The organism is Bradyrhizobium sp. USDA 4510, from assembly GCF_054059095.1.
Genome location: NZ_JBSSBT010000001.1, coordinates 1,044,482 through 1,061,901, shown reverse-complemented (window position 1 = coordinate 1,061,901; position 17,420 = coordinate 1,044,482). Strand labels below are relative to the sequence as shown.

Below are 17,420 nucleotides of genomic sequence, written 5' to 3'. Positions count from 1 at the left end.
CAGTAGCGCCAGCCCGAGCACCCGATATGGGCAACTTTGTCGCACTTAACGACGCCTTCGAACCGCTCGCCCGTATCTTCAGCCAGATCTTGCGCATCTTCTCGGCCCGCCCGATGTTGCTTTCGCGCGGCTTCTCCCTCCGCAGTCGCCTCCGCTCGTGCCGCTAAAGCCGGTGATTTTATTGTACGATTTGCGAGGGCAGTTACTTTCCGGAATACGTAACGCAGGAACGGTCGGTGACGGTTCCTTGTTGCCGGAAGTACCCGGACCAACTGGAATTGCACCAATGGACGTGGATGTACTTGTGGTCGGCGGCGGCCCCGCCGGATTAAGCGCCGCCTTAGTCTTGGGAAGATGCCGGCGGAACGTTTTGCTCTGCGACGATCAGCAGCAGCGCAACCGCGCCTCGCAAGAGATTCACGGGCTCCTCGGATCCAACGGCCGCTCGCCCGAGCAATTCCTGCAGAATGCGCGGGAGGAGCTTGCCGGCCATGGGACCGTCTTGATCCGCCAGAGCCGGGTCATGAAAGTCGATCCTTCCGACGGCGGATTCGGGTTTGTATGCGCCGACGGGACCAGTGGCATTGCCGCAAAAGTTCTCCTAGCGACGGGGCTTATCGACGAGCTCCCGCAGCTTGTGGGCGTCGACGCCTTTTATGGCATTTCTGTCCATCACTGCCTCTATTGCGACGGCTATGAATATGCCGGCAAACGGCTCGCCGCCTACGGCAAGGGGGACAAGCGCGCGGATCTTGCCGTAATGATGACGCACTGGGTCAAGGACGTGGTGTGCTGCAGCGATGGCACGGAAGTCAGCGGGGAAGCCGTCTACCGGCTCAGGCGACACGGAATACTATTGCGCAGGGATCGCATCCGATCGCTGGAGGGGGCGAAGGGTGCTCTTGCAAAGATCAATTTCGAGAGCGGATCGCAGCTTGCGTGCTCCGGCATGTTTTTCTCGACCGGCTGCCGCCAGGCCTCCCATCTTTCAGAGCACCTTGGCTGCAAGCGTGACGTAAAGGGCGGCGTCATCACCGACCCGGTCACGGAAGAAACCAGCGTGCCGGGGGTGTATGTCGCGGGTGACGTCTCGCGCGACGTCCTGCTCGTGGCGGCCGCCCTCGGCGAAGGCGCGAAAGCGGCGGTCGCCATCAACAAGGCCTTTCTCAGGCGCGAGGGGCTCAGCGAGTAGCGGGCTGCCTTGCCGACCACCTAGCCTGTCGTTCAGCTTTCGCCGGTACTCGTCCTCATCATTAGCGCGGCGTTCCACGAATACGATATCTTTTTCAATCGCCGAAGCTCTCTTCATGTCATGCTTCGCGCATCCTCGCTTCGCTCATGTCTGTAGAGCAAGGCCGCGACAAACAGGTCGCCACTGAGCCGCCCTCACTCTGGAGCGAGCCTGTAGATCGGGTGTGAGGTTGAGTTCCTCGAACGGCCTTTGCTACTTTTCATGGAGTGCGGCCGGTACAACTTCCGCTCTCGCGTCCGGAACAGCCGCGACTAATCTCATAACGTTGACGAGGCTTGGCTAAGGCTAGCCAAGTCTGCTTCGCCGCCGAGCGTCCTTTTTGGTCACTTCAGCGATGGTGAACGGACTTACGAATGTCTCTGCCATCAATGCCTAATCTGGCGAACTGATGCGACTGCAATAATTGGCAGGAACGAGGACGTCGAATTGGCTCTGTGTGTCGGCCGCTATAGCAGAAGCCAGGTAGTTGAAGATTCGCGAAAGCGAGCATTTGGCTTTCGCTTACCAAGGGTGTGTTGCCGGTGCAATCTGGTAAGGTAAGTAGTTGCATTTTGTTCAATGATTGCCTGCATCTATCGATATGAGAAGGGCTTGCGATGCCCACCATCGAGAAATTCCGCGAAGAGGCTGAGGCTTAAATCGCCAGGGCATCCAGACAGTGGCGGCCGGCTGCGACAAGGGTCGTATGTTCGCGCTTGCACTCTGTGATCCCCGCTTCATGAGCGATCCCTTATCGTACCCCGCGCGGCCTTGACCGCAGCCTCTTGACGATGCTGGTCGAAGGCCAATGGATCGACGACCACGCCAATCATTTGATCTGTGGCCCGTCCGGCGTCGGCAAGTGCTGGCTCGCTTCGGCGCTCGCCAACAAAGCCTGCCGCGACAATCGCTCCGTGCTCTATCAGCGCGTCCCGCGACTATTCAGTGATCTGGCCTTGGCGTGCGGCGACGGCCGCCACCCGCGTCTACTGCGCGCACTCGGCCGTGTCGATCTGCTCATCCTCGACGACTGGGGCCTGGAGCGGCTCGACGCCGCGGCTCGCCACGACCTCCTGGAGATTCTCGAGGACCGCTACGGCCGCCGCTCCACCATCGTCACCAGCCAGCTCCCCGTCGATCAATAGCACGCGGCTGATCGGCGACCCAACCTATGCTGATGCCGTCCTCGACCGGCTGGTCCACAATGCTCACAGGATCGATCTCAAGGGCGAAAGCCTGCAGCGAACCCGCAAGCCCGGCTGAATGGCCTGAGCCAGTGGCGCTGTGGACATGCCGCCGCGCTTGGACAACGCGAAGGGCATTGCCCACATGCCAACAGCAGGAGCAGCAAAAAACGAGTCCTTCGAGCCGCGATTCGAGATTGACCACGCGGCTTCGCCGATGCCAGAAACCAAACAGCCAGAACGCTTGGCGCCCGGGCGATATCAAATCGGTACACCCGGGCGAGACTCATCGGAATCCGCATCCAGGGCTGAAACAATACGAAATGAAAATTATCTGCCCTATTGTTCGGATGTCACTACTTTTCTGATTCCACTAGCTAAACGCATATGCGGTCAGGCTAGCGACGAGAACCAAGGCGCTCAGCGCGGTAACAGACGCAAATGTCCGCTCTACTCCATTCATGCGTTCCATGGTTTTAAGCTCCTCGTCAGGAAGCCGATCGTCGCATTGTGCAGCACCGGAGTCGTTAACCTTCGTGAATCGCGCGCCGTAATTTTATTGTGTCGCTTGGCTTTCTTGAGAGATCCCCTTCCAATTGCTTGACCATCGCTATTGGCCATCGACCTTCATGTCCCACAATTGCAATGCGCAGCCCATGGACGTCATCTAGAAAGACGTGATCAATCGTACCGGCTTTCCCATCGGACAAGACGACCCCCTTGCCCACCAACTCTTTTTCGGAAGCATGCAGTTCGGAGAGGATGTTTAGCGCGCGTTTGCTGCAGTCAAAATACTCGTTCATGAGTACGCAACTATCCTGATAAATGTAATCTGAAGCCGCGATCAATTTTCGCATGGATTCGAGCGACGGCCGACGATGAGCGCCAGGCTGGAAGATAAGTTTTCCTATCATGCGGGCGCCGCGTCATTAGCACATGTGAAACGCGCTTATGGAGGCCAGCCGATTTTTTCCTAGGCGCCAGACGGGCGAGGAACAATCAGCTTGGCAGCGCGTCGGTTGAGGGCCCCCAGCCGGTCCAGGCGCCCCCCGACTGCTGGAGGAAAACCCGTATCATTCGGGTTGGCGGCCCCCAGGTTGGGGCCGCTTTCAATTGGCCGGGGCGCCAGAGCCCTGAACGTGATCGCATCGATTGACAGTGAAATGGCAGCTGCCGCGGCCGGCGAGCAAATCAGCGGGCTAATTTCACAGGTAGTGATTGCAATGAATTTGGTCGGGCGCCTGATGCGAGGCCGGTAGTCTAGGACAGCAAGTTGAAAGGCCCCGCACAGAGAGGGAAAGATGGCCCTTCGCCGAGAAGCTGACCACAAGCGGAGATCTTAGCAGAGCGGCTGACAAACAAGCCGGCAGAGATTAGCAAAACCGGCTCCTGACACCTACCTTCCGGGCATGAAAATTCGAGTCCTGCTTGCCGACCCTTGGAAAGGTGGTCCCAGCCGGCCGGGGGCGCGTAAACCAAGTATCCATCTCTCGGCTATGCCCAGGCGGATCAGGCCAATGTCTGAGATCGAAGTCTACACGGGCCGCTACGAACGCGATCATGGCCCCCCGTCCGGACGTCAATGCTGGTAATTTACCCTTGTCTCGGAGACCGGAGTCTCCTCTACGAAGTCAAACTCAGCGGCCAGCTGATTTACCCCGCGACGCTGGAGCGAGCCCGAGCGACGGCGGCGCAAAGAAACGCGTAATCGTGGGGCCGTAGCCATGATCGGGGAGCAGTGACGCTGCTCGAGTCGCCATTGCGCTATTGGAACGTCAGAACCCTGCAGCTGTTTGTCTGGAACAGGTTGGGACCGCGAACGTGGCAGACGAGCTCAAATATTCGGCGCACCGACTAGTGATCATCGAGCAGCCTGGCGGCGGTTTCCTGGTCGAGATCACGCCTCTCGGGGGCGGACATACCGTCAGGACGATGACCTATCAGCGTACGCAGGAAGCGATCGCTGCCGCGAAGAGGACCATCGACAAGCATCCCCAAGACAGGCGATCTGTCAATCCGACCGGCTCTTGAAGCGGCTTCCGGCTCATTGAGAGGGACACAGCTACAACTCGGGAAAACGGTCGAGCAGCATTTGAGCCCGGTGAGAATCCATCCCCCGATGTCGATGCGGTTGCGCATTACACACCCTGCGCTAGGAAGGATCCGGCAACCGGCACTCTCATAATGCGTCCCCCCGCAACTGATCGGGACGCGGCCGGCGTTTTTGAATAAACGGCAGATGCCGCCTTTGGCTATGTTGCGCGAGCGCTGATTTTCACAACAGCGGGTCTTAATAGCACCTCCGGCATGCCCGGCTTGTTCACCGGCGAGCGGCAGTCTCATTGGCTGCTAAAATCCTGACGAGCCGTCTTCGTGAATGGAATGAGGAACCTAGTACGCCCAGAGCCGACGCATTGATCTTGCAAAGTGGCGGGTACCGCCGATAGGAAATAGCTCGCGCTCGGGGACCAATTGATGGGCGATGCAAGGACATCGCTATGAGCACCGATCATCTCGCTGCAATTGCGATAGCTATTTGTAACGCTGGTGCAGGATTGGCGGCTTCCATTCCATCAGCTCGCTAGCCTTCGATAAGCAATCCACTACGAGCGACTGGCGACGCGAATAGCCGAATACGTGGATGCTTTCGCGCCTCAATCCGGCGGCTAAACAGCCCCCCAATCGAGGTACCCACCGCCCTGCCGCGCCGACCAAACCCCAGCAGCACTTGGACGATCCAAATGGAAGAACGGCCTCAGCCCCGCGCGGAGGCCGTTTCTTTTAGGCCGACAAGCAAGTGAGGACGCCCCATCGCGATACTCCGCGTTTGGGAGGCCCTTAAACTATGCAAAAGCACGCCCAGCTTATTGCAGTCTAAAAATACCAGCGTAGTGCGGCATGGATCGCAATACCGGCAATCTGCGACCGCGAAGTTATCGAGGAACATCGCGGTCCCGCCAATTGTTATCTAAGCATCATCGGCAACTATCAATTGGGCGCCGGTGGCTGAGAGTGTCGTGCTCCCGATCATCCGCTGGCGAAGCAGGCATTTCACCGCCGCCGCTACGCACAATTCCTCCAATGCGCGGAGAACGGCCGATGGCTTCAAACATCGCGACCAGCCTGATCACAAAGCTAACTGTCTCCAACCGGCTCGACAGCGATGACATTCAGTCACTTCAGCAGCTTCCGATCCAGGAACGCCAAGTCCCGGCTCAGCACATTATTGTCGCCGATGGCAGCCGACCAAAGGAATGTTGCCTTCTCGCCGAAGGATTTGCGTACCGTGCAAAAATCACGCAGGACGGCAAGCGGCAAGTCCTCTCGTTGCACATTCCCGGCGAAATACCGGATCTGCAGAGCCTCTACCTCAACGTCATGGATCACGATTTCACGACGCTGACACCCTGCACGCTTGGCTTGATCCCTCATGAAGCGATCAAGGCCCTGTGCAAGCAGCGCCCGAATGTGACAGGTGCGCTTTGGCGCGAAACGCTCATTGACGCGGCGATTTTTAGGGAATGGATCGTCAATGTCGGCCGCAGGTCCGCGGACGAGCGTATGGCCCACCTTTTCGCCGAAATCCATCGTCGATTGAGGGCTGTCGGTCGAACGAGCGACGGTGATTTCAACTTCCCTATTACGCAATCCGATCTTGGAGATTGTCTCGGACTTTCGACGGTCCACGTCAACCGCACGCTGCAGGAACTGCGGCAACAGGGTATCATGCAAGTCGAGCGGCCACACTACCGGATTCTGGACCACGATAAATTGGAAGAACTGGCCGGATTCGATCCGACTTATCTTCACTTGCCGCCGGCCGCCTAGCTCGAACGGGAGGCGATGCGCTTGGCGGCGACGTCAATCTGATTGGGTCTTCCTTTCGCTTGATCACGATCGACCAACGGTTGGACTTGTCGAGGTCGAAATTGGGACTCGATACCGCGAGCTGTCATGACGGCCTTCTGCCAAGCACCATCGTCATTCAGCAACTCCTCCTCATCGGAATCATCAAACCGATGGTCATTCGAAATGGGGAATGCTACCTGCTGATGAATGCTCAACCGCGGGCGGAGACTCGAGTTTCGCGCGCTTCAGGTGCTGGTTCATATCTAAGCCCCGTTTCGTCAAATTGGTGCCAAGTGGATCCAAGTGCTATTGGGCACGGCAGCGGCTAGAGTTCTGGCCGTTCCTGTAAAACGACCCGTCCCCCCCGAGAGCAACGCCGGAGCAGTCCTGCATTCCATTGTGACGCCGAACAGCGGCTGGTCGATAATCCGGTGAATTCTCCGGGACTAAAAAATTCGAAATGAAACGATGCGAAGGATCGCTCCACGCCGCGGACAAATCGAGCTCGCTATTCAACTCGTGCGCTGTTGTCGTCCGGCGAAGAGACCATACACAAAGAGCACGATGATGGCACCGACCACGGCGCCGATGAGTCCGGCACCCTCTCCGGGATGGTACCATCCCAGCGCCTGGCCGAGGTAAGTGGCAACGAAGGCGCCGACGATGCCGAGAATGGTCGTAAGGATGAATCCAGAGGGTTCGTTGTCACCTGGCATGATGAATTTCGCGATCACCCCCGCAATAAAGCCGATGATGATAGTCCAAATGATGCTCATTCTCCGCCCCTCTTACATGAGGGTTATGAAGTGGGTACCCGTCCCTCAAGCGTATACTTGTCGACTGCTCGGGGTAGGTCGCGCGACAGCCTTGCGAGTATTTCTTTTTGAGAGAGCCCGGTTTCCTACTCTAGCTTGGTCAACACATCAGAACTAACTGCTTTCTGCAGTTGCGCGGGCGGAATTTACTTGTTCGGCCTCGAGCTGATCCAGGATTAGCCGCATCGCCGGGGCGGGTTTGGCTGCACTTCTCCAGCAGTTCGCCATTCCTCATTGAAGCAGCCTCCTGACTCCAGCGCCGCTTAGCATGCCCCTCAGACCAAGTAGCCCCCAAGGGGCTGTTGGGAACCGGGAGGCTCCGAAGAGCTCGGTCCGGGCGCCTTCATCGGTTCGGCCAACTTCTCGCGGTTCTGATATCCAGCGATGGCGAGCAGTCCGAGAAGTGCAGTCATGGATGGCATTCCGCGACCCATATTACGACTCCTAGTGGGGTTCGACAGCTCAAACTCAGACGACCAGGTTCTGTTCCTAAGAGACCGACATTTACTGCAGCTCTTGCACCATTCCGTCCGCTTAGGAGGCTGGATGCAGTTTTGTTAGGTCGCCGAAGCGACATCTTTCGTCGCTCGGGCGCTCTGGATATTGACCATCAATTGATTCGCCATCTCCTGTAGGCGCTGTCGATCTCGGTCGGCGAACTCTCTCGGCTTGGTATCGATTACGCTGAGGCAGCCTACAACGTGGCCGGATGAAGTTCTGAGCGGAGCCCCCGCGAAGAAGCGGATGCCTCTCTCCAGCACACGAGGATCATCGGCGAAGCGGGGATCCTCGTTGACATCCTCAGAAACGAGCACATCGTCTGAAGCAACCACATGAGCGTCGAGGGAGCCCTCGTGATTGCCCTGCGGAGCTGCTTGAATGTCCTGGAGGCGGCTGTCAGCGATGGTTGGCTGAATATCATCGACAAATGACACCAGCGCGATCGGGACCTCGAAGGTCTGCGCAATCTTCCTGGACACCTCATCCACGGCTTGACGTGTTGAATTGTCCAAGCGGAGGCTGCGCAGCGCGGTAAGCTGTGCCTGCTCGGCGTCAGCCGTGACCTGAGGCGTATCGCCGCGGGCTGGCGCGCGACCTATCCATGCTTCGACCTGCTCAGTGCAGGCTTTGAGCGAGGCGAATACGGCGTGGGCCGCCATCTGGTTCTTGAGCTCTTCCGTCTGATCAGTCCCGGCGATCAAATTCCAGCAGCAGACGGCTAGCTTCACATGGGGGGCCCGCCGGCGCAGGCGACGAAAGATATAGCGGGCATAGACCTGTGGCTGCGGGTGAAAGTAGGACAGGCACACCACGTCGACCCCCTGGAGATCAAGCTGCCCCAATGCTTCCCGACTGACCACGATCGGCGGCAAGACCTTGGCGGCGATGTTGTGCTCGTGAAGTACCTGCGCGAGCATCTCCGCCGCTGCATGATCAAGCTCCGTGCGTCCTGCGAGACAGAGAACGCATGGTCGCTGCGTCCCGTGATCCGCGTCTACGTTTAAATGCGCTTTCTCGTGGATATGGTCGTCAACCTCCTGCACAACGGAGATAGCGGTATCCGCGACAAGACGCCGGTAGTTTGTGTCGATGCTGCTGCGCTGACGATCGTTCTCCGCCAAACGAAGGGCTGGAATGCCTACGTTATCGTACAACTCGCGTGAGGAGCACTCGTCGACATAGCTCTCGGCGAACTCAACCGCCTCCTCCAGGTTGCCAGCCAATAATCGCTGGTAGAGCTGCTCCTCTGGAGCGAGCACAGGGTCGCTGCCAAGAAGCACGCCCAAGAACTCCAACTGCGGAACATAGCGCCCAATGACGACAAGGCAGACAGTTAAAGGTGTCGCCAGGAACAGCCCGACAGGTCCCCACAGCATCGTCCAGAAGATGGCGGCGATAATGATTGCAAGTGACGACAACCCTGTGCTGGAGCCGTAAAGCCAAGGCTCGATAACATTGTTACTGATGAGTTCAGCCGTAACGAACAGGCCGACCACCCAAAACAGCATCGTCCAGCCGGGATCGACGGCGATCGCCAAGGCCACCGGGAATATAGCAGCCAGAAAAGGACCGAGATAGGGAATGAATCGAAGTACCGCTGCAAGTAGTCCCCAGAGAATCGCGTTCGGTACGCCGACAAAGTAGAGCGCAATGCCGATCGGCACGCCGTAACTCAGGTTAACTACGAGCTGCATCAACAGATAACGGCTGAGCCGGCCCGCGGCGTCGTTGATGGCCTGAGTGCTCTTCTGAAGGTCCCCGGCTCCTGCCAATTTAATAAAGCGATCGCGCAAGTCTTCGCGCTCGAGCAGCACGAAGATCACAAAAATGACGACGAGCCCGGACGTAGCGAGGGGCGCCAGCAACGGACCTATGACAGAGCGGATGAGCTCCAGCGGTCTTGGCTGCGGCGGCTCCATACGCACGGTGACGGGCTCCTGATGCTCCCTGCCGGTGCCAAGCCGGGACGGCGCGGCCCCCGATTTTTTCTTATTCCCCGAGATCTCTCTGCCAAGATCCTGCATCGTCGTGGTAACTGTGTCGACAATACCCCCACCTGGCGCAGAGCTTTGCAACGAGTGGATCTTCTCGGTGATGGTCGTTTGATAATCGGGGAGGTTGGTAGCCAGCTGGACCAGTTGACGTCCCACGACCAAGGCAACACCTGCAACCACGATAAAGGCAATGGAAACGGCGATGAGTACCGCTGCAACACGGGGTACTTTCCAGCGCCTTAGCCAATTAACCAAGGGCGTGAGAATGAAGCTGAGCAGAATGGCAAGAGCGAAAGGAACGAAGATTTCGCGGCCGAGATAGAGGGCTCCGATGGCCAGGACGATGCCGCCGGCCGTGAGCATTGGCGAGGACGCGCCTTGCGCGGCCGGCGTTCTTTGCGGCGGTGGGGCAGCCAGCTCGACCATAGGAGCGAGCCTTTCAATAAGGTTCAGGACAGGTCAACCGCGAGCCGACGCGTTTGGATCCAATCGCAGCACTCCGGCCGGTCGTACTGCCTGGGCCGGTAGCCTCCAGGCTCAAGCCGACTGAAGGGATAACCGTGATCCGCTCAATACCAACGATTTCTCGGGCCTCCGCCCGATCGACTCCCCTCGCCGGGGCACCTCATTCAGTCCTTGGGTCGAGCACCGCCGACAGGCGCTGCAGGAAGATTGCCTGTCCCCCAAGGATATTCACGCGCGCGGCAGGAGTGTTGAGCCACTCGGCTCGTTCGAGCTCCAGATAAATACGAAGCTTACCTGAAGGCGGGGGCCATTCCATCTCGAAGGTGTTGCTGCGAATATCCGCGGAATCTGGATCACCCGCCACAGCCCACACGTAAACGATCTTGCCCCGAGACAGATAAGCCGCCCGCTTGACGCGTGTCCGGTTTCCTCGGCGAACTCGCGCCGGGCTGCAGAAAGCGGTGACTCGCCGGGCATGATGATGCCCTTCGGAATCGTCCAAGCTCCCTCGTGCTTGCGCCGCCAGAAAGGCCCGTTCGGATGCCCGAGCAGGACCTGAAAGACATTTGCGTGATGGCGGAAAGCAGAAGACCCCGCACTTTGTGGTCTAGCAGGCTGTTGAAAAAAGGCGGTCGCCGCCGACCGAGGATCATGATTCATTGGCTCCGACGAGATTCGGAGATGGTGCGTGCGCGGCGGCGACAATCGAACGGGCGAGCTGTTCAGCTACGTCGACCTGGAAGCAAGGGTGCGGCGTGATCATCCGCTGCGAGGGATCCGGACGATCGTGAACGAGGCGCTGGCGGCGCTGGAGCACGAGTTCGCCGCCCTTTATTCGCCGATTGGACGGCCGTCGATCCCGCCGGAGAAGCTGCTGCGGGCGATGCTGTTGCAGGCGTTTTATTCGATCCGCTCGGAGCGACTTCTGATGGAGCGGTTGGAATATGATTTGCTGTTCCGCTGGTTCGTCGGAATCGGAGTCGACGATGCAGCCTGGGACCATTCGGTATTCTCGAAGAACCGCGACCGGCTGCTGGAAGGCGACATCGCGGCGAAGTTCCTGGCGGCGGTGCTGGCGCAGCCCAGGGTGAAGAAGCTTCTGTCGAGCGATCACTTCTCGGTCGACGGCACGCTGATCGAGGCCTGGGCCTCGATGAAGAGCGTCAAACCGAAGGATAGCTCCGGCGAGCCGCCGGCCCAAGGCGGCGGGCGCAATGCTGAAGCGAACTTCCATGGCCAGAAGCGCTCCAACGACACCCATGCTTCGACCACCGATCCGGAGGCCAGGCTCTACCGCAAGGGGAAAGGCAAGGAGACGAAGCTGTGCTTCATCGGGCACGGGCTGATGGAGAACCGCCACGGCTTGCTGGTCGACGCCTGCCTGACGCAGGCCGGTGGGCATGCCGAACGGGTGGCCGCGCTGCACATGATCGAGCCTCGTGCCGATCGACCGACAGCGATCACGCTTGGTGCCGACAAAGCCTACGATGCAGAAGACTTCGTCAACGAGCTGCGCTCGATGAACGTGACGCCGCATGTTGCGCAGAATACCGGCGGCCGTAGCTCTGCGATCGACGGGCGTACGACCCGGCACGGCGGTTATGCTGTCAGCCAGCGCATCCGCAAGCGGATTGAGGAGGCATTCGGCTGGATCAAGACGGTCGCCGGGCAAGAGAAGACCAGATTCCGTGGCCGTGATCGGGTCGGATGGGCCTTTACCTTCGCTGCGGCCGCCTACAATCTGGTGCGGCTGCCCAAGTTGATCGCGGAGACCGGTTGATGGCCAAGGTGCCCGGCTTTGCCAAGGCCTTTGCCGGCCGCTGGCGCATCGTCGAAATGGACAACTGGGACAGCGACTTCCTCGATCTTGTCGGAGAGGCGCATCTCACCTTCCGTGGCAAGTCCGATGGCGAAATAGCGTTTGGGGCTCTCAAGGGCTTCCTGGATGCTCGCTACGGCACCCGCGACGGATCGGCCTGCGCCGAGTTCTCATGGGAGGGGCACGACGAGAATGATCCGTCCTGTGGTCGCGGATGGGCCATGATCGGCACTGCGGGCAGGCTCGTTGGCCACTTCTACATCCACAATGGCGACGATTCAGCCTTCGTTTGCGAACGCGGCTGAGTTCTTCAACGGCCTGCTAGATGAGGTTGCCGTAGACATGGATGAATCTAGAGCGGTGACTAGTCCGCTTCATACCGGCCGAAACCGCGGTCACAAACAAGATATGATGAGCCCCGCCAGAGCAGATACCGGGACAGCTTGCAAATGGAACGTAGTGTGCTCCGCACGACGTTCATCTTCTCTCGGACTCAGGCGTCCACCAGCAAAACACGTGTTCGGGACGCGACCGCTTTGGCGGTCGGCGTTGAAGATCGACCGAAGATTATCTTCGACTGATCTTGCGGGCGAGGGCGAGCACACTGCGACTGTCATTTGAGAAAGGTTAAGGTTCATGCTGTCAGTCGCCAGGACTTGCCACATCCGCAGGTGACGCTGCGCCGGAGTTCTGGCTAAGGTCTGCACGCCAAGCGACCGACGAGGCGTCGGCCGCTCCAGCAAAGTGAAAAGCCCGCTCCGGTCTCTTGTGATCACCAGGCTGCGTAGAACGGGCTGCCCCATCCGCCGTAAAAGCACGGGCCATAATACCCCCTCCACGCGTAGGGCCGGTAATAAACCCGGGGCCGATAATACCGAGGGCCATAATAGCCATAGTAGCCCGGATAATAGCCTGGACCGTAATAGTAGGGCGAAGCTGCAGCGGCTCCAAAGGCCAGTGCACCAGCCGCAAGTCCGAGACCGATACCCGGGCCCCATCCGCCGTGCCAACCGCCACCCCGCCATCGCGCTTCCGCAGGTGCAACAGTTGCGGCAGAAATCGCGGCGACCGTCAGTGCGGCCAAAGCGATTTTTCGCATTGCATTCCTCCTTCAACAATATTGAGCGACAATGCAACTTCCACAAACCGGTTCCTAAAGCGGGCTGGACCTAAAACCAGGCACCGGAACTCCTCTGCAACGATACATTGCCGCGCGTTGCCGCCAACTGCAGCGACGGGTATTTCCTCTGCATCCGCAGGCGAAGTTCCCACGGAAGCATATCTCTGCGACAGTAAGGCGGCCTCGGGTCGGCGGGCAGACTCAACAGCTTCATGGATCAGGCCAGATATCGAATTCGCGAAAATTTCGCGCGGCTTTTTTAATCGGGCCGACATTGCGAGCGAGCAAGTGTCCCGCATGCTTCATGCTCGGCAGTCGTGTTCGTTCCACCACCGAGCTATCGCCCAGGTTTGCTCGTCCCATACTTTGGTGGGAAGGTCCGGGACGGCTATGCGGACGCTGAACGCCCCGGTCGTCATGTCGTGAAACCATTCCGTGGCAGCGAAGTCGAACCCGAAGCTTCCGGCATGACGGATCGGAAAGCCGGCCAGGCCAAGATCCCTGCTCATCTCCGACGCCGCTTGCCTTGCCTCTTCTTCGTCCAAGGGCCGCCTGCACTTGAGCAACACGTAAAGGCCATGCGCGAAATTCGTTTGCCTCACCAGATCGCCAAGCGCCTGACGGAAGAAGTGAGCAGTACGGCGGCTGTTGCGGATGATTGCAGCCACTCTCCTCGTGGTCAGCGACCGATATTCGGGGCTGCCGACATAAGGCGGGAAGTGGGCCGGTAGCGCTGCGCCGCCGAGCAGCCTGACTGCGTTGCGCATCTCATCGGGCAGGTTTCGGAGAGGCGATCGAACCCAGAGATCGGCCTCCGCGGAGCGGACGAAGGTCGTAGAGCCCAATCGTCCATACTCGACGCCTAGCGAATCCAACTTTGTATGGCTTCGGATCATGGCCATGGGCACTCCGCACCTGCGGGCCTTCCGTAACGCGCGCGCGATCTTGCCGGAGCTACCGGCGAGACAACTGTTATCGAAGATGCAGAGGTCGAATTGCGCCCAGGGTGAGCGCAGACAGGCTTCAAAATCCTTTGCCGATGCGCAGGAATCCAGAAGAAGGATGCGGTGCGACGCGCCTGAAGCGGGCGCGCCCAGAACTTCTACGGCCGTGATGCTCCTCAGGTGCCTAGCGTACGCTTCAACGAACTCCAGGGTCTCTCCGTACGTCCCTGGCAGCGACACGATATCCGCTCGATCGAACAAGTGCGACGACGCCAAAAGCAGGGCAGATATGGAGGCCATGCCAGAAGACGTGTAGACGGTCTCCCATTCGATATCTTCGCCGAGATCATAAAAGGACGGGCCAGCCACGTCGAGATCGGCGCGCTGGTAGTCGTACCGGAAGTCGAACGGGCTATCGAAAGATTTCTTGCGATGCGACCAGGCGGTTTCGGTCGTGGTCCACTCTGTTAGATCGTGTTGAGCTCTGATGGCCGCCGTGAGCTTGAACTTGAGTGCGATCGCTTCATTGATCGACTTCGGAGTTGGCGGCGCAAAGGAGTGGTCAAGACAGGCGTCCAGCAACTGAAGCTCTTCATGCTTTCGACGCAGATAGGCTTCCATGGTCTCCATAAGCCCTTCAACGTCCGGCATTGACCTTAGCTCCTATTGCGTGAGCCGCTGCAGTGGTGGTCAATTTCGGCAGCTAATTGCGAGGTTACAGACGGCGCTATGTTTCACCTGCTCCATTGTGCGTTGCGCACGCTTCTTGTCTGGACACCATCTGGGGATGGACGCCCCATGACCGAGTGATCGTCGGCGAGCTGGATCCCAGGGCGTCGTCGATGAGCTTGCTAAGCTTAGGGTCGATGTACTCGAGATAGCAATGGTCGCGATCCGAGCTGATGGCGACGTGGTGCCGCTTCGAAGGCTCTCAAGGACCTCTCCCTCCGCCCGACGGTCATAGCCGGGACAGTGCGCCCGATCTGAAGGGAGCTGGGATGGCGTCTCGGAAGCCTGGCAGGTTCTACAGCATTGAGCTCTGGCACCATCGCCAGGACGCCCCAGCGGACCCAATCTTGATCCTCCGAAGAAGCATGATGCGGCTCGGCTATTGCAGCCCATGACAAGCCAATCACCATTCATTTTTTGTGTGTCCCAACTGCGACATGTTTATTCGGCGCTCGAGAATGCAGTTCAATCCCGGTAAACGCTTCCGGATCTTTCTAATGCCGGGGAAGTGGCAGTCAGGCTCATCGCTGGGCGCGCTGCCGGAACAGTCTGAAGCAATGATGTTTCCGCATCATGAGTATCCCCCAGGATGGTAGTCTCCCCGGCCGCGAGGAACCACTAATCGGTTGGGCGTCGGCGAGGCCTGCGCGCTCCTGTCTTGCCCTCGGCAGTGTCTTCGGCGACCACCTTAGCGCGTTCCTCGCAGCGCGTGCGCAGATCCTCAAGCTCGTCAGCGCTCAGATGCTCGATTCCGACGAAACTATTCTGCACCATGCCCGTCCGTATTAGCTCGTCCAGCTTCACCTGAATAGCAGCACTGTCGCGGTTCTGCGAGTTCTGGATCAGGAAGACCATCAGAAAGGTCACGATTGTCGTTCCGGTGTTGATGACTAGCTGCCACGTATCGGAGAACTTGAACAGAGGTCCAGTAACGGCCCAGACGACGACTACCGCGAAAGCCAGGACAAACGTCGATGCCCGGCCGGCCGCTTGGGAGGCCTGGTTTGCGATTGATGCGAACAGTCGACGGTGATGTCGTTCGCTTTGCTTCTGTGACATTCCTTTCCAACGCGCCGGCCCCGCTGAAGTTCAGCCCCATCACGCTCAGCCGTCCGTCGCGAAGGCGGCAGAGATTCGCTCTGCGCCGAACAAATAAGGTGACGCGGGTTGGCAGCCTGGCGCGTGGCCGCCATACCGAGCCAACGAGGCTACGGCTTGCACCGATATCGTCGAGCTCTTCGTTCGAACGATGAAGAAATCGGTTATCCAAGCGGCCGACTAAGCTCTAGCAGGCCGTTGAAGAACTCAGCCGCGTTCGCAAACGAAGGCTGAATCGTCGCCATTGTGGATGTAGAAGTGGCCAACGAGCCTGCCCGCAGTGCCGATCATGGCCCATCCGCGACCACAGGACGGATCATTCTCGTCGTGCCCCTCCCATGAGAACTCGGCGCAGGCCGATCCGTCGCGGGTGCCGTAGCGAGCATCCAGGAAGCCCTTGAGAGCCCCAAACGCTATTTCGCCATCGGACTTGCCACGGAAGGTGAGATGCGCCTCTCCGACAAGATCGAGGAAGTCGCTGTCCCAGTTGTCCATTTCGACGATGCGCCAGCGGCCGGCAAAGGCCTTGGCAAAGCCGGGCACCTTGGCCATCAACCGGTCTCCGCGATCAACTTGGGCAGCCGCACCAGATTGTAGGCGGCCGCAGCGAAGGTAAAGGCCCATCCGACCCGATCACGGCCACGGAATCTGGTCTTCTCTTGCCCGGCGACCGTCTTGATCCAGCCGAATGCCTCCTCAATCCGCTTGCGGATGCGCTGGCTGACAGCATAACCGCCGTGCCGGGTCGTACGCCCGTCGATCGCAGAGCTACGGCCGCCGGTATTCTGCGCAACATGCGGCGTCACGTTCATCGAGCGCAGCTCGTTGACGAAGTCTTCTGCATCGTAGGCTTTGTCGGCACCAAGCGTGATCGCTGTCGGTCGATCGGCACGAGGCTCGATCATGTGCAGCGCGGCCACCCGTTCGGCATGCCCACCGGCCTGCGTCAGGCAGGCGTCGACCAGCAAGCCGTGGCGGTTCTCCATCAGCCCGTGCCCGATGAAGCACAGCTTCGTCTCCTTGCCTTTCCCCTTGCGGTAGAGCCTGGCCTCCGGATCGGTGGTCGAAGCATGGGTGTCGTTGGAGCGCTTCTGGCCATGGAAGTTCGCTTCAGCATTGCGCCCGCCGCCTTGGGCCGGCGGCTCGCCGGAGCTATCCTTCGGTTTGACGCTCTTCATCGAGGCCCAGGCCTCGATCAGCGTGCCGTCGACCGAGAAGTGATCGCTCGACAGAAGCTTCTTCACCCTGGGCTGCGCCAGCACCGCCGCCAGGAACTTCGCCGCGATGTCGCCTTCCAGCAGCCGGTCGCGGTTCTTCGAGAATACCGAATGGTCCCAGGCTGCATCGTCGACTCCGATTCCGACGAACCAGCGGAACAGCAAATCATATTCCAACCGCTCCATCAGAAGTCGCTCCGAGCGGATCGAATAAAACGCCTGCAACAGCATCGCCCGCAGCAGCTTCTCCGGCGGGATCGACGGCCGTCCAATCGGCGAATAAAGGGCGGCGAACTCGTGCTCCAGCGCCGCCAGCGCCTCGTTCACGATCGTCCGGATCCCTCGCAGCGGATGATCACGCCGCACCCTTGCTTCCAGGTCGACGTAGCTGAACAGCTCGCCCGTTCGATTGTCGCCGCCGCGCACGCACCATCTCCGAATCTCGTCGGAGCCA

Annotated in this window: 13 protein-coding genes and 2 pseudogenes; 6 read left to right on the top strand and 9 right to left on the bottom strand. The window is 59.3% G+C overall.

All coding sequences use genetic code 11. The features are described 5' to 3' along the window. Window positions 1-286: 286 nt before the first annotated feature. Both ACVMDN_RS04790 and ACVMDN_RS04785 read left to right on the top strand, forming a co-directional pair. Window positions 287-1,192, top strand: coding sequence for an NAD(P)/FAD-dependent oxidoreductase (locus tag ACVMDN_RS04790; RefSeq protein ID WP_253587824.1), 906 nt, complete (start codon window positions 287-289; stop codon window positions 1,190-1,192). A gap of 785 nt (window positions 1,193-1,977) precedes the next feature. Next, window positions 1,978-2,494: pseudogene (locus ACVMDN_RS04785) on the top strand (ATP-binding protein); the annotation flags it as partial. A gap of 448 nt (window positions 2,495-2,942) precedes the next feature. On the opposite strand, the gene ACVMDN_RS04780 reads toward ACVMDN_RS04785, so the two are convergent. Then, complete coding sequence (locus ACVMDN_RS04780) at window positions 2,943-3,218, bottom strand: photosystem reaction center subunit H (RefSeq protein ID WP_069275785.1); 276 nt, start codon at window positions 3,216-3,218, stop codon at window positions 2,943-2,945. Between the two features lie 1,018 nt (window positions 3,219-4,236). Here ACVMDN_RS04780 and ACVMDN_RS04775 point away from each other — a divergent pair. Together ACVMDN_RS04775 and ACVMDN_RS04770 are read left to right on the top strand one after the other, a co-directional pair. Then, window positions 4,237-4,446: a hypothetical protein gene (locus tag ACVMDN_RS04775; RefSeq protein WP_253587825.1), complete on the top strand. Its 210-nt coding sequence runs from the start codon at window positions 4,237-4,239 to the stop codon at window positions 4,444-4,446. Between the two features lie 1,068 nt (window positions 4,447-5,514). After that, window positions 5,515-6,243 (top strand): Crp/Fnr family transcriptional regulator, encoded by a 729-nt coding sequence (locus ACVMDN_RS04770; RefSeq protein WP_069275763.1) that lies wholly within the window; start codon window positions 5,515-5,517, stop codon window positions 6,241-6,243. A gap of 533 nt (window positions 6,244-6,776) precedes the next feature. Here the strand turns inward: ACVMDN_RS04770 and ACVMDN_RS04765 are convergent. The 4 genes and pseudogenes from ACVMDN_RS04765 to ACVMDN_RS04750 form a co-directional block, all read right to left on the bottom strand. Then, on the bottom strand, window positions 6,777-7,040 hold the full coding sequence (locus tag ACVMDN_RS04765) for a GlsB/YeaQ/YmgE family stress response membrane protein (RefSeq protein ID WP_069275764.1): 264 nt from the start codon (window positions 7,038-7,040) through the stop codon (window positions 6,777-6,779). A 23-nt stretch (window positions 7,041-7,063) separates the two neighbouring features. After that, a pseudogene (locus ACVMDN_RS04760) lies at window positions 7,064-7,150 on the bottom strand (YidB family protein); the annotation flags it as partial. Between the two features lie 486 nt (window positions 7,151-7,636). After that, window positions 7,637-10,000, bottom strand: a complete 2,364-nt coding sequence (locus ACVMDN_RS04755) for an AI-2E family transporter (RefSeq protein WP_069275765.1) — start codon at window positions 9,998-10,000, stop codon at window positions 7,637-7,639. 267 nt (window positions 10,001-10,267) lie between these two features. Continuing rightward, entirely contained in the window at window positions 10,268-10,516 is a 249-nt protein-coding gene (locus tag ACVMDN_RS04750; RefSeq protein WP_245313733.1) for an NUDIX domain-containing protein, read from the bottom strand. A gap of 211 nt (window positions 10,517-10,727) precedes the next feature. Between ACVMDN_RS04750 and ACVMDN_RS04745 the strand changes: the two genes are divergently transcribed. Together ACVMDN_RS04745 and ACVMDN_RS04740 are read left to right on the top strand one after the other, a co-directional pair. Further along, window positions 10,728-11,819 (top strand): IS5 family transposase, encoded by a 1,092-nt coding sequence (locus ACVMDN_RS04745; RefSeq protein WP_069276043.1) that lies wholly within the window; start codon window positions 10,728-10,730, stop codon window positions 11,817-11,819. Further along, window positions 11,819-12,163 carry a hypothetical protein gene (locus ACVMDN_RS04740; protein ID WP_057019377.1) on the top strand — a complete coding sequence of 115 codons (345 nt, stop codon included), beginning with the start codon at window positions 11,819-11,821 and terminating at the stop codon, window positions 12,161-12,163. Before ACVMDN_RS04745 ends, ACVMDN_RS04740 begins: the two co-directional genes overlap by 1 nt. Before the next feature lie 1,117 nt (window positions 12,164-13,280). Here ACVMDN_RS04740 and ACVMDN_RS04735 read toward each other — a convergent pair. The 4 genes from ACVMDN_RS04735 to ACVMDN_RS04720 form a co-directional block, all read right to left on the bottom strand. Further along, window positions 13,281-14,552, bottom strand: coding sequence for a hypothetical protein (locus ACVMDN_RS04735; protein ID WP_456835894.1), 1,272 nt, complete (start codon window positions 14,550-14,552; stop codon window positions 13,281-13,283). A gap of 717 nt (window positions 14,553-15,269) precedes the next feature. Then, a complete protein-coding gene (locus ACVMDN_RS04730; protein WP_069275768.1) occupies window positions 15,270-15,710 on the bottom strand; it encodes a low affinity iron permease family protein in 441 nt (146 codons plus the stop codon). Between the two features lie 246 nt (window positions 15,711-15,956). Then, window positions 15,957-16,301: a hypothetical protein gene (locus tag ACVMDN_RS04725; protein ID WP_057019377.1), complete on the bottom strand. Its 345-nt coding sequence runs from the start codon at window positions 16,299-16,301 to the stop codon at window positions 15,957-15,959. Next, window positions 16,301-17,392 (bottom strand): IS5 family transposase, encoded by a 1,092-nt coding sequence (locus ACVMDN_RS04720; RefSeq protein ID WP_069276043.1) that lies wholly within the window; start codon window positions 17,390-17,392, stop codon window positions 16,301-16,303. The genes ACVMDN_RS04725 and ACVMDN_RS04720 overlap by 1 nt, the downstream gene beginning before the upstream one ends. Between the last annotated feature and the right edge of the window lie 28 nt (window positions 17,393-17,420).